The 12970-nt window shown below is 51.6% G+C and carries 8 protein-coding genes; 1 reads left to right on the forward strand and 7 read right to left on the reverse strand.

Translation table 11 applies throughout. The annotated features are described in order from the left end of the window. Positions 1 to 215 precede the first annotated feature (215 nt). The gene (locus HQ41_RS08715) at positions 216 to 2093 is read left to right on the forward strand and encodes a T9SS type A sorting domain-containing protein (protein ID WP_044190590.1); all 1878 of its coding nucleotides are present in this window, start codon (positions 216 to 218) and stop codon (positions 2091 to 2093) included. Between the two features lie 92 nt (positions 2094 to 2185). Here HQ41_RS08715 and HQ41_RS08720 read toward each other — a convergent pair whose 3' ends face one another. The 7 genes from HQ41_RS08720 to bcp all read right to left on the reverse strand — a co-directional run bounded on the left by HQ41_RS08720 (position 2186) and on the right by bcp (position 12073). Beyond that, complete coding sequence (locus HQ41_RS08720; protein WP_081964822.1) at positions 2186 to 3232, reverse strand: DUF4249 family protein; 1047 nt, start codon at positions 3230 to 3232, stop codon at positions 2186 to 2188. Positions 3233 to 3245: 13 nt separating this feature from the next. After that, complete coding sequence (locus HQ41_RS08725) at positions 3246 to 5690, reverse strand: TonB-dependent receptor (protein ID WP_052405368.1); 2445 nt, start codon at positions 5688 to 5690, stop codon at positions 3246 to 3248. A 276-nt stretch (positions 5691 to 5966) separates the two neighbouring features. Further along, positions 5967 to 7778, reverse strand: coding sequence for a membrane dipeptidase (locus HQ41_RS08730; protein WP_044190597.1), 1812 nt, complete (start codon positions 7776 to 7778; stop codon positions 5967 to 5969). Positions 7779 to 7793: 15 nt separating this feature from the next. Continuing rightward, positions 7794 to 9755 (reverse strand): DNA topoisomerase (ATP-hydrolyzing) subunit B, encoded by a 1962-nt coding sequence (gene gyrB / locus HQ41_RS08735; protein ID WP_044190600.1) that lies wholly within the window; start codon positions 9753 to 9755, stop codon positions 7794 to 7796. A gap of 189 nt (positions 9756 to 9944) precedes the next feature. Beyond that, positions 9945 to 10514, reverse strand: a complete 570-nt coding sequence (gmk, locus tag HQ41_RS08740; RefSeq protein ID WP_044190602.1) for a guanylate kinase — start codon at positions 10512 to 10514, stop codon at positions 9945 to 9947. Between the two features lies 1 nt (position 10515). Continuing rightward, complete coding sequence (gene recA, locus HQ41_RS08745) at positions 10516 to 11559, reverse strand: recombinase RecA (protein WP_044190604.1); 1044 nt, start codon at positions 11557 to 11559, stop codon at positions 10516 to 10518. 52 nt (positions 11560 to 11611) lie between these two features. Continuing rightward, positions 11612 to 12073 (reverse strand): thioredoxin-dependent thiol peroxidase, encoded by a 462-nt coding sequence (bcp, locus tag HQ41_RS08750; protein WP_044190607.1) that lies wholly within the window; start codon positions 12071 to 12073, stop codon positions 11612 to 11614. Positions 12074 to 12970: the final 897 nt, after the last annotated feature.

The raw sequence follows: 12970 nt of genomic DNA on the forward strand, positions 1-12970 counted from the left end.
GTTCGGGACAGACAAATTCGATAACTTTGGGGAAAGCTCTCCACAAGAGAGATAACCCCAGCGAAGACCCTAGGCCTCGCCAAAGCACGCAACCCACCGCAAGGCATCGGAAGCAATGATGATGCAGGCGTAGCCCTCCCACAGGAGAGCACCAAGTATCAATAGACCTCGGTCATAGAAAACTAAATTGTGAACCATCTAAAAAGAATCTTGAGATGAGAGATTTACCTACACACTTCAAGTCCATCGGGCTCGCAGTGGCATCGGCTCTATGCCTACTTATGCCGCAAGAGGGTGTTGCCCAAACACTCAAAATGGATCTAGCCAAGCCCGTGTTACTCCCCGTGACGGAGCTGACGGCAAACTCAATGACAGTCCATTGGCGCAACGTGAAGGCAGAGTATGGAGCCAGCCCCGATGCTCCACGCATGTTCTACCGTCTGCACATCACACACGAGTTCGAGGCCAAGGAAGACGTCCTATACCCAGTAGCCAATTTCGAGATCAAGGGCACCACCGACGGCAAAGAGGTTGAGTCCCCAGCCAACTGGCTAGACGAGTGGGGTAGCCAATCGGGTTGGTTCGCTATGACGCACAAAGCTCGCCCCGGTGCGATACAGATCAGTGTCCCTGCTCAGATGAGGATCCCCGGCCTGCCCAAAGAGGTCTATGAGACAACCTCAGGGCTAGTGAGTCCAATCCTCCACCTTGGCAACAACTCGGGTAAGTACAGCCTCTCGTTTACGGCCAAAGTCGTAGAGGGTATCGGCAGCAATGCCGAGCTGATCATCTTCGGCTATGGAGAAGAAACCAATGCGCCTACCGAGGCTCCGAGCAATATCAAAAACATCAGCATACCCATGGACGGTAAGGCGCACAAGATCACACTAGACATGGAGGGGGGCACTTGGTCGCACCTCGTGACGATGAGGCTACACTCTCCTCACGTCATAGAGCTCACAGATGCTATTAAGATAGAGCAGGCTCTCGTACAGGGGGACAAAGGCTATCGCTCGGTCTGGAAGGCTGGTATCAAAGGCTCTCACGCCTCGATACAGCCTCAGAAGCCCGACCTCTCAAAAGGAGAGTACAAAGTAGAGTATGCTTTCTCCATCGGCACCAAGGAGGAAGAGGGGCTAATCCCCGCTGGCGTCCTAGATCAGGAAGCAGTCAAGAAGGCGGGCGAACGCATTGCCGTACGTATGGGGGTACAAGAAACCGTTGGCGACTTTGGCGATAGGGCCAACCTAGTAGTCCGCCGATCTATGTTCTCCGACCCCTGCTACCTCGACGGCAACACGCCCAAGTCCCCCTACTACTATCTCGGCTATGTAGGCAAAGAAGACCCCAACTATCAGTACGCACTCCCCGGAGAGATCACACACCCCAATGGTCTATACGCAGGGGCAATCAAAATGTCCACGCACATGACCAACGCTTACCACGGCAAAAAAATCCTAGGCGTACGGCTCTGTGTGGCGGCTGTAGGGCAAAACAAAACTGGGTGGCTGCTAGGCTCTCGAGAGCAAAACGCAGGCACACCCTATATCTTCCTCGCCCAAAAACTCAAGGGAGCTGACGCAGGGGAGAGCCAATGGCTCCGCTCTAGAGTGTCGGTACTGCAAGACGGCTGGAACGAGGTGATGTTCGACGAACCCTATACGATCGAGCGAGGCAACCCAATCTATGCCGGTGTGATAGCTCAGGACATGAGCAACTCGGGCCTAATACTGGCCACACACCACGACCCACAGATTACCACTCCCCACTCTCTGCTCTACGCCCACGCTGAAGGCAACGCTCAGCACAGCTCACTCTCATTTGCCGCTAAGCCCAAGCAAGACCAGCATCTACTCATGCAGTTCATCTTGGACGAATCGGCTCATAACGGTATCGAACCTCTCATCGCAGAGCTATGTCGCATCTATGTAGAGGGAGATCGAGTTAAGGTTGAGGGCAAGCATGACGCTATATTCGTCTATACTATCACGGGTCAGCTCATCGACTCGGAGGTAGCTCTCCCCTCGGGTAAATACATTGTGCGAGTTAGTACGCCATCGGGCTATCAGCACCAGCGTATCTTGGTGCCATAGTCTATCATACATCATAAATCAAAGGCGGTGCATCGAAAACAATTTTCGATGCACCGCCTTTGATTTAGACCCTCGGATTACCCCGATCGTAGCTAACGCTCTCGCTTCTTAGGCACCTTGAGCTCGATATCGAAGTCTACGACCCGAGTAGCATTAACGCCTGAGATACCCGTACCTCCATTGATGTTGCTGTAGATCTGCACGGGCGTAGTAAATGGAGATTCTTCATCTGTCGAATGGGCTACGCCTAGGCTAATGAGATATTTGTAAACATCTTCGCTGATAGCCTGCACGAAGAAACGAATACGCCGACTCTTGGGCTTGACCAACACCTCACTCCCATCTCCTAGAATGGTATGATACCCATCTTCTCTGTGGTAATAGAAGTTCATCGGCAGAGAGATACGATCGGACGAGAGAGAGAGCCCAACCTCCTGCCCATCGAAAACACGATCGGGGAAAACGTTGTAGATATTGGTGTACGAGGCAATATCGAAGGGGTCTTCAGCCTCTTCGCTACCGGGGGCTGCGGGATTGCCATCACTGAGTATGTAGTCCTCTCTCCCATCTAGCTTGAGCATGATCCACCCCCTAGGCGTAAACTCCTCGCCAGTGTCTACACGCTGCACTACATCTGCATATTCCGCATAGATGCGGTAGTAGTTTTTCTCCCCCGCGGGGTCTTTGAGCCTAATCTTCCAGCGGGTGTACTCCTTGCGACTACCTGTTTCCCGATGTAGGGTATAGTCTTCGTGCTTGACCTCAAGCACCTCTGCTGGGCTTGGCACTACAAACTCAGACGAAGCCTTCTTGCCCTTGTAGCTGGCTGAGATCTGCACACGCTGGCCACTCCTGAACTGAGCCGAGAGTTCATAAGTCCCAAGAGGCTTGATCGGAGTGAGCCCTACCTTGGCTCCGTCGATGCTCATCTCCACCTCCACGCCCTTGATCCTGAAATACCGCCCCATACTGGTTTGGGAGATCTTGAGCGTATGTTGGTCCCGATCGGTTGCACCAAGGAAAAGAATCGTTAGCTCCTCCTTGAGGTTTTCGTATGGGATATCAAGCGACGACTTACAACTCGTCATTGACACAGCGGCTACCAATAGAGCCGATAATTTAAGCATGTATGGTTTCATCGTCTTAGGAACCTTAAAATTTGTATGTGTAGGAGATTGACGGAATGATGGGCAGAAGCGTAAACTTCGTTACCCGATTATCCTTCCTAGAGTTGCTCAGATCAGCAGGGTAGATGAAGGCCGGATTCTTCTGGTTGTAGACATTGAAGATGCTGAAGTTCCAGACACTCTGGGCTCTCCCCTTGTGAAAGCGATTGTAATTGACACTTAAATTGAGGCGATGCGTGGCTGGCAAACGGAAGTTGTTGCGCTCGGGGATATAGCTCTGTGTGTCCGATCGCCAGCTATCCATAACATCTGGACGGATAATCTGCATCTTCTCATAACCAAGTGTAATCACTCCACCTGTGTAAAACTCCCAAGAGGCAGACGCATCGACACGATTGCTAAACTTGTGAGATAGGACGATGTTGAGCTTGTGCCTGCGGTCATACTTGTAGGGGAACCACTCACCTCTATTAATCGAACCATCAGGGAAGCGGCGCTCGCTCTTGGAGAGGGTGTAGCCAACCCAACCAGTGGTACGGCCAACCTGACGCATCAGGATTGCCTCCACCCCATAGCTACGGCCGTGACCAGCGACGACTTTGTTCTCCCAACCAACCGACGAGCCTACGAAGCTGGCTCCGTCCTTATACTCGAGTACATGGTTCATGTGCTTGTAATAGGCTTCGGCACTTACATACCACCCATTGCCAAACTTATAGTTCGCACCGAGGCTCAGCTGATCCGAGGTCATCGGCTCGAGGTGTTTGGTAGCAGGTACCCACAGGTCTGTGGGGAGCGTCATAGCAGCCGAGGTAAGCAGGTGTACATTCTGCGACATACGTGCATAGCCGAGCGTCATATTAAGCAGAGGCGTTATACGCCAGTCTATGTTGGCTCTAGGTTGTAGGGAGATATAAGGCTTGGAATTAACCATAAACATAGCCGCACGCAGGCCTGCGTTGAGCTGGAGGGCATCATTGAGCTGGAGCTTACTCTCGGCATAGAGGGCTGCATGGTGGGCAAAGATTAGACTAGAGGGTTTAGGATTCAGCAGGTCTGGGCTTACGTCTAGTCCTAGGGCCTCACCTCTATTGACCCGCTCGTGGGCTTCGGGACGGAAGGTATGGTGGATATAGTCTAGCCCGAAGCGCCACTCCGAGCGAGGCGAGGCGTAGTAGTGAGCATTCCAGCCTAGCGATAGATCTTCAATACCAGAGTTGTAGCCAACGGAGGTGAATTGCCTCTCTGCCTTACGCTCCAAAATACGGTTGGTGAACCGTGTCAAGAAGTGATATTTGGTATAGGCCAGCGTCATATCACTATAGAGCTTGGAGGAGAAGACATGGTTCCAGCGCAGAGAAGCTAGAGTATTGCCCCAATTCATATTGGCGTTGGTATTGACATCTAAGGAGTGCACATTGCCGTCTTCGTCACTGATGCTGTATGTTTCGTTCATATCACTATGCAGCTTGTCTAGTCCATGATAGACACTTAGGTATAGGCGATCTCTATCCCCGATCTTGTGCTGCAACTTGGCATTGATGTCGTAGAAGTAGTAGCCTCCATCGAAGTCTTCACTAGGGATAAAAGGCTTGGCGAGCAAGTCAATGTAGGTGCGACGAAGGGCTAGATTGAAGCTCGTCCTATCCTTAATAATAGGCCCCTCGATCTGAGCTTTGGAGGAGATCAATCCTATACTCAAGGCTCCTTTGTACTTCTGCATATTCCCGTCATTGGTGCGCACATCAATCACAGAGGAGAGGCGTCCGCCGAAACGAGCAGGGAAGTTACCCTTGTATAGGTCGACCTTCTTGACGGCCTCAGGAGTAAAGACAGAGAAGAACCCGAAGAGATGATCCACACTATAGAGCGAAACGCCATCTAGTAGGATCAAGTTTTCGTCGGGTCCGCCACCTCGTACATGCACACCTGCACTGCCCTCGCTCCCGCTCTGTACCCCGGGCATTAGTTGTAGCGCCTTCATCAGATCGCTCTCTCCAAGCAACGCTGGAGTTGTCTTGATGATATGTACGGGAACCTCAATAGCCCCCGCCTGCGGTGCACGGAGCTGTCGGCGTTCTTCTGTGATGACTACTTCTTGTAGTAGCCCCTTAGGGTCAAGTTCGATGGTGAGTGTTGTGTCTGCTTTTAGGTTAAGCTCGATGGTTTGTGTTTCGTAGCCGATGTAGGAAATACGGATTGAGCGAATCGGCTTGCTGGGACTGAAGCTAAAGAAGCCGTAAGAATTGGTATAAGCTCCTTGCTTAGTTTCGGGTGCGTAGATCGTCGCTCCAATCAAGGTTTCCTTACTCTCGGCATCGACCACATGCCCACTAATCGTGTGGTGCTTGGTTGTGGGTGGCTGAGCTTGCACCATATCTGTGCCCCAGCCGAGCCAAAGCAGAGTGACGAGGACGAACACACGCCGGAGCGCACTTGGGGCTACAAGCTGGCGAAGGTGGTTCCGCATTGTCATTGTCTAGTGATTGTTTGTAATTAGTTATTAGCTGCTGTCTATCTAATCTCTTGAAGAAAGAAAATATGGGAGCAAATATAGGTATTATTTCCATGCAGGGAGCAAACAAAACACTCGTAAACATCTATAAAAGAAAAATCTATAAAAGTTTAGCCTCCCATAGAGGTTATACCAACTCTCCCAAATGCAGCTAAGCCCCGAGAGGATTGTACTCACAATCTCTCTCGAGGCTTAGGTAATAATATCCGTTTGGCAGTAGAGTCGTGGTGCTTACACCTCGGCAGAGCTCTGGCACTGCTCCATGACACGCAGGAAGTTGCCACCCCAGATTAGGGCAAGATCTTCTTCATCGTAGCCACGAGCCAGTAGTTCCATCGTGATGCGTACGAGATCTAGAGTAGAGCGACAACCAATCAGCTCGCCATCTCCGTCGAAGTCCGAGCCGATACCCACGTGCTCGATCCCAGCAATACGAATGATGTGTTCGATATGCTCGACCGCATCGAGCAGACTAGCCTGCTGATCGTCCTGATGAATAAAACCAGCATAGAGGCAGATCTGCACAACTCCCCCCTTGCGAGCGATAGCTCGGATCTGATCGTCGGTGAGGTTGCGTGGGTGATCACAAAGTGTTCGGGCAGAGGAGTGGCTAGCAATCACGGGCTGAGTGCTTAGCTCTAGCACATCGGCTACCGTTTCCTCTCCTGTATGACTAAGATCAATCATCAAACCAAGGCGATTCATCTCTCGGACAACCTCTCGACCAAATGGGCTAAGTCCGCCATGTGTGCGCTCACTCTTGCGAGCAGAGTCGCAGATCGCGTTATCGCCATTGTGGCATAGCGTTACGTAGACGATACCGTAACGATCTCGATAGTACTGGAGCAGGCTAAGTCGCTCTCCAAGGGCATAGCCGTTCTCTATGGCAGGAATAATAGCCTTGAGCCCTCTTGCCTTGGCCGATTTGACGTCGGCGGCCGATCGAGCGATGCAAGCACGATCGGGATAGAGCCCAACTTGACGATGTAGCTCTGTGAGTTTGGCCTCGGCATAGCCAATCGCTCGCTCGTGCGCTTCGTCCGACAGCTCGCCTTGTGGCAAATAGGCAACCATGATGCTGGCGTCGATCTGCCCAAGCTCTAGCTTAGGCAGGTCCACAAGCGTCGGGCCGTACTCCCCAAGTCTAAAGTCTTGCGCAAAGCACATCGGCGTATCGGTGTGCGAATCAAGCGTTAGCTCGGTGGTGTGGAACTGGCGCGCCCTACGATACAGCCGAGCACGCTCCACGATGTGTGCGAAGAGCCTGAGTTGACGAGCATCGCCTCCAGCAACCATTTGCTCAGGGTGCCACTGTACAGCCAGAATATCCAATTCGGGGTAAGCATCAATCGCCTCATTGATGCCGTCAGCAGCCATCGCATGCTCCACGAAAGGAGGACGCACCTCCCTGAGCGCCTGATGATGCAGGCTATTGACGTAAATATCTTCGCCCTCCTCGATGCCGAGAATGTCTGCCAAGCGTCCACGAGGTGTAACTTCCGTCAGCCGATGAGCTCCAATGGTCTTGGGAATCTTGGGCGAATGATCGATCGCATACTCCACCGTGTATTGGCTAACGATGTCTTGAAACAGGGTAGAGCCGTAGGCAACACCGAGTAGCTGATGCCCACGACAGATACCGAATATAGGCATACTGAGGCGAGTAGCTAGACGAATAAGGATAAGCTCATAGCGATCACGCTCGGGATCGACTTCACCCAAGCCACGTATTGGGTCTTCGTCTAGGTAAATTGGGTTAAGGTCGCTACCACCAGAGAGGAGCAAGCCGTCCAAGCTCTGCAGGCTCTCTAGCAGGGTATCTATATCATCGGTAAGCGGAAGTAGAAACGGAACTCCTCCAGCTCTGATGATGGCATCTGAATAAGCCCTCGCCAGCGATGAGCCATACTGGGTCTGATTGACCGTAATCCCGATTCGAGGCTTACCAAGACAAACGGGAGCGACCGAATGGTCCCTCCCGAGATGTCGGTCTACCTCTTGATTCAATGCCCGTACGGCTTGAGATAGATCGTTAAGTTTCATAAGATGAATCCTTATTTATGCGTCAATACGAGCGTAGGTCGCATTAGCCTCGATAAATTCACGGCGAGGGCCTACGTCGTCGCCCATGAGCATCGAGAAGATTGAGTCGGCCTCGGCCGCATTCTCTACCGTGATGCGGTGGAGCGTTCTGTTCTCTGGGTTCATTGTTGTCTCCCAGAGTTGCTCATCGTTCATCTCACCAAGACCCTTGTAGCGCTGCACGTGTACCTTGCTTTCGTCCCCATCTGCAACACGGTCGATGAAAGCCTGTCGCTGCTGCTCTGTCCAGCAGTATTCCTGTTCCTTACCTCGCCGACAGAGGTAGAGCGGAGGCGTAGCAATGTAGACGTAGCCGCTCTCGATGAGGCTACGCATATTGCGGAAGAAGAAGGTCAAGATGAGCGTGGCGATGTGGCTACCGTCCACGTCGGCATCGGTCATGATGATCACCTTGTGGTAGCGGAGCTTGGAGAGGTTGAGCGCCATACTGTCCTCTTCGGTACCGATGGTCACGCCCAGTGCCGTGTAGATATTGCGAATCTCTTCGCTCTCGAGTACCTTGTGCTGCATTGCTTTCTCTACGTTGAGGATCTTACCACGCAGAGGGAGAATAGCCTGATACTCTCGGTCGCGGCCCTGCTTAGCTGTGCCACCGGCCGAATCCCCTTCGACGAGGAATAGCTCACTCTGCTCGGGATCCTTGCTCGAGCAATCTGCGAGCTTACCGGGTAAGCCACCGCCAGAGAGTGGCGACTTGCGCTGCACCATCTCACGAGCCTTACGAGCTGCTTGACGAGCCGTAGCTGCTAGTACAACCTTATCGACGATGATTTTAGCCTCTTTAGGGTGCTCCTCCAGATAGTTCTCTAGGGCTTCGCTCACAGCTATGTCCACCGCCCCGATTACTTCGTTGTTACCGAGCTTCGTCTTGGTCTGACCCTCAAACTGAGGCTCTGCCACCTTGATGCTTACCACTGCGGTCAGCCCTTCACGGAAGTCATCGCCCGTGATCTCGACCTTGACCTTATCTAGGAGCTTGGAGTCGGTAGCATATTTCTTGAGCGTACGTGTCAGACCACGGCGGAAGCCCGCCAGATGCGTTCCTCCCTCAATAGTATTGATATTATTGACGTAGCTATAAACATTCTCCGTATAAGAAGTATTGTAGGTCATAGCCACTTCTACGGGGATACCTTGCTTCTCTGTTGTGATGTGAATGATGTCCTCTACCAGCGATTCCTTACTACGATTGATGTAGCGCACGAACTCCTTGAGCCCGTCCTCGGAGTAGTAGCTCTCGCTCTTGTAGCTACCGTCCTCATTCTGTTCACGGCGATCGGTAAGGGTCAAGCGAATACCAGCATTGAGGTAAGCCAGCTCACGTAGACGATCGGAGAGAATCTTGAACTGATACTCCCCTACGATAAAGATAGAGGTGTCGGGTTTGAAGATCACCGTAGTACCCGTGCGATCGGTCTCGCCAATGACTTGTAGCTCTGTGGTTGGGATACCACAGCTAAACTCCATTGAGTAGATCTTACCGTCACGATGCACAATAGCTTTGAGATACGTAGAGAGGGCATTCACACAGCTCACACCGACCCCGTGCAGACCGCCCGAAACCTTGTACGAACCCTTGTCGAACTTACCCCCTGCGTGCAGTACCGTCAGTACCACCTCTAGGGCACTCTTACCTTCCTTCTCGTGAATATCCACAGGGATACCACGACCGTTGTCGTGTACCTCTATGGAGTTGTCTTCGTTGATGACGACCTGAATATCTGTACAATAGCCAGCTAGAGCTTCGTCGATTGAGTTATCTACAACTTCATATACGAGATGGTGCAGGCCCTTCTCTCCAATATCCCCGATATACATGGCAGGACGCTTGCGCACTGCTTCTAGCCCCTCCAGTACTTGAATGCTACTGGCCGAATAGTCGGCGCCCATAGCGTTGTCTTTGATTTCTTCGCTCATGATTCTATAAAATCATCATTTTGATTTATCCACAAAGATAGTAAGAAACTAGCGTACCGCCACTGCGTTGCTAGATATAGGGAATGGTGTTCGTTGTACATTGACTCCTCATACTTGATGATAACGAAAATCAAACGGTGGTGCGCCAAAAAGACTTTGACACACCACCATACTCATTTACTCAGCTCACTACTGGGCGAGGAATTGCCCTAGAGCTATGCGGACCTGCTCGAAGCAGCTCTGCAAGTCGTCATTGACGATTTGCAGATCGAAGTGATCGGCATGCGCCAGCTCCTGCTCGGCCTTGGCCAGACGCTCCTCGATAACCTCGGGGCTATCTGTAGAGCGGCTCGTAAGCCTTGTACGTAGCTCCTCGATCGAGGGAGGCTTGATGAAGAGGCTTAGCGCCCGATCTCCGTAGCAACTCTTGATGTTGCGACCGCCGACGCAGTCCACATCAAAGATCACATTATCCCCCTGAGCCAAGATGTGCTCAACCTCGCTTTTGAGCGTGCCGTAGTACTTATTCTCGTACACTTCCTCCCACTCGAGGAAGTCCCCCGCCTCGATGCGTCGGCGAAACTCATCTGGCGAGAAGAAATAGTACTCTACGCCGTGTCGCTCGTTGCCTCTAGGCTGTCTGCTGGTAGCAGACACCGAGAAGCGCAAGCGTAGCTCGGGCACCTCTGCCATGAGCTTATTAATGATCGTGCTCTTGCCCGTGCCCGAGGGAGCCGAGATGATGACCAGCTTACCCATACTAGGCCTTGCTCTCCTCCTTGATCTTGGCGATAATCAGGGCTGACAGCTCGTCAGCTAGCTCGGGATTGGCTTGTAGCGTTGCCTTAGCCGCCTCACGCCCCTGCCCTAGCTTATTCTCGCCATAGCTAAACCAAGAACCACTCTTCTTGATGATATTGTGCTCGGTACCGAGGTCGATAATCTCACCCGTGCGAGAGATACCCTCGCCGTAGACGATATCGAACTCTGCCTTGCGGAACGGAGGAGCTACTTTGTTCTTGACGACCTTGACCTTCGTCAGATTACCGAGTACCTCCTCACCATCTTTGATCGCCGTACTCTTGCGAATGTCGATGCGGACAGAAGCGTAGAACTTGAGGGCATTACCTCCAGTGGTCGTTTCGGGATTGCCGAAACTAACCCCGATCTTCTCACGTAGTTGGTTGATGAAGATGCAGGTCGTATTTGACTTATTTACAGCCCCCGTCATCTTACGTAAAGCTTGTGACATCAGGCGAGCCTGCAAACCAACCTTGTTGTCGCCCATATCTCCCTCGATCTCGGCCTTAGGCGTTAGGGCAGCCACAGAGTCGATGATCACGAGGTCCACAGCATTGGAGCGAATGAGCTGCTCGGCAATATCTAGAGCCTGCTCGCCATTATCTGGTTGTGAGATCCACAGATTATCAATGTCTACACCTAGCTTCTGGGCATAGGTAGGGTCGAAAGCGTGCTCTGCATCGACAATAGCTGCTACGCCACCAGCCTTCTGTGCCTCGGCAATGGCGTGGATAGCGAGAGTCGTCTTACCAGACGACTCTGGCCCATAAATCTCTACGATACGCCCACGAGGGTAACCGCCGACACCTAAAGCAAGGTCTAGCCCTACGGAACCAGAGGGAATAACACTGATGGCCTCCACAGGCGTCGCACCCATATTCATAATGGCACCCTTGCCATGCGTCTTCTCGATGCTAGCCATGGCAGCTTGTAGGGCTTTGAGCTTATTCTCGGGCAAGCCGGGCTTGCTTTGCTGTACGTCCTTTGTTTCTTCTGAACTCATATATATTACTTACTTAATTGTCATCGGTATAGTAGCCTAGGAGTAGAGAACCCTATGCCTGCTCGGCCAAGATTTGGGCGGCGTGGTCTGCTGTCACGACAGCTCGGCCTCGGATAATCCGCTCAATACGTCCGTCCGTACCGATCACGAAGCTCGTGCGCTCCGTACCCATATACTTACGGCCATACATACTCTTCTCTACCCAAACGCCAAACTGCTCGTTGAGCCTAACGTCCGTATCGGCAATCAGCCTAAAGGGGAGGCTATGCTTGTCGATGAAGCCACGGTGGCTCTTGGCCGTATCTCGGCTGACACCCACGACCTCATAGCCCGCAGCTCTGAGCTCTGCATATCCATCTCTTAGGCTACAGGCCTGAGCTGTACAGCCGGCAGTATTGTCTTTGGGGTAAAAGTAGAGGACAACCTTGCGGTCTGGGTAATCCGACAAGCGAACCTCTCGCCCATCTTGGTCTAGCCCAAGCAAATCCTCTACCCGATCTCCTATATTCATCATAATGATGTATCTACGTTGATTATCTAAAGAATTGACTAACCTGACAAAGATAGAGATTATTCCTTACATAATATTAGGACTTGTAGCACCCCTTTTGGTAAGCCTATAAGCCCTATCCCCACTGCTCAATTTATACATTCTTTTACTCCTCTGTATGATGATCGAGCAGACACTCTCTAGTCGAGCGGAACATCGGGAAACCTCGTATTTGGCCTCTAGGAGGCTCTAGATCACTCCGACCTCGTTTGCGCACCTCTCTCCCAGAGGCAGAGGGAGAGGGGCTTAAAAAAGCACAAGTACAACCGACTAGCAAATAGATATATAGACTAAAATCCCAATCAATCTCACAGCCTTCTTGCTCTATTTTGCGTGTTTCCTCCCATCAATCCTTTAGGATTAGTCGATACACCTGATGGGGTTAGCCCTACGATCCGAATCAATCTGCCCATCAATTTCTTTCAGCCAAACCATTCTCCTTTATGAACCGTTATACCATTCCCATAAATTCCTCACTATATCCTTAACACTCCTTAACCAAAAAGTAGAACAATTGCCATACTAAGTTTTGGCATTTTTGAGTAGATGCCACTAACCCTAGGCCCCCCGCCCTTATGCTCAGACCTATGCATAGAGCACAAGAGCCAAACATTTGTATCAAATGAGACCGTTGCACGGCATTTTGCCTGTTTTCGGTTGGAAACGTTGTATATATCTCTGATTATTAATATCTTTAATGTGTAATTAACTGTATCGACATGGCAACCAAACCAACCGAACAAGCTCCGAGCTTCCTGCAAGTGAGACTATTGCGCAATGCGCCGCTCAAAGGTTCTTGTATCTTTCTCGGTGTTTTTTGCGTGTTTGAGCGGCTTTGGGAGCCTTGAATACTATCCCCCT

Source organism: Porphyromonas sp. COT-290 OH860, assembly GCF_000768935.1.
In the GTDB taxonomy this organism is placed as follows: domain Bacteria; phylum Bacteroidota; class Bacteroidia; order Bacteroidales; family Porphyromonadaceae; genus Porphyromonas.

Coding starts and splice junctions, on each gene's coding strand:
- bcp (WP_044190607.1), bottom strand. CDS start 12,073: ATGATGAATATAGGAGATCGGGTAGAGGATTTGCTTGGGCTAGACCAA.
- HQ41_RS08720 (WP_081964822.1), bottom strand. CDS start 3,232: ATGAAACCATACATGCTTAAATTATCGGCTCTATTGGTAGCCGCTGTG.
- gmk (WP_044190602.1), bottom strand. CDS start 10,514: ATGGGTAAGCTGGTCATCATCTCGGCTCCCTCGGGCACGGGCAAGAGC.
- HQ41_RS08715 (WP_044190590.1), top strand. CDS start 216: ATGAGAGATTTACCTACACACTTCAAGTCCATCGGGCTCGCAGTGGCA.
- recA (WP_044190604.1), bottom strand. CDS start 11,559: ATGAGTTCAGAAGAAACAAAGGACGTACAGCAAAGCAAGCCCGGCTTG.
- HQ41_RS08725 (WP_052405368.1), bottom strand. CDS start 5,690: ATGCGGAACCACCTTCGCCAGCTTGTAGCCCCAAGTGCGCTCCGGCGT.
- gyrB (WP_044190600.1), bottom strand. CDS start 9,755: ATGAGCGAAGAAATCAAAGACAACGCTATGGGCGCCGACTATTCGGCC.
- HQ41_RS08730 (WP_044190597.1), bottom strand. CDS start 7,778: ATGAAACTTAACGATCTATCTCAAGCCGTACGGGCATTGAATCAAGAG.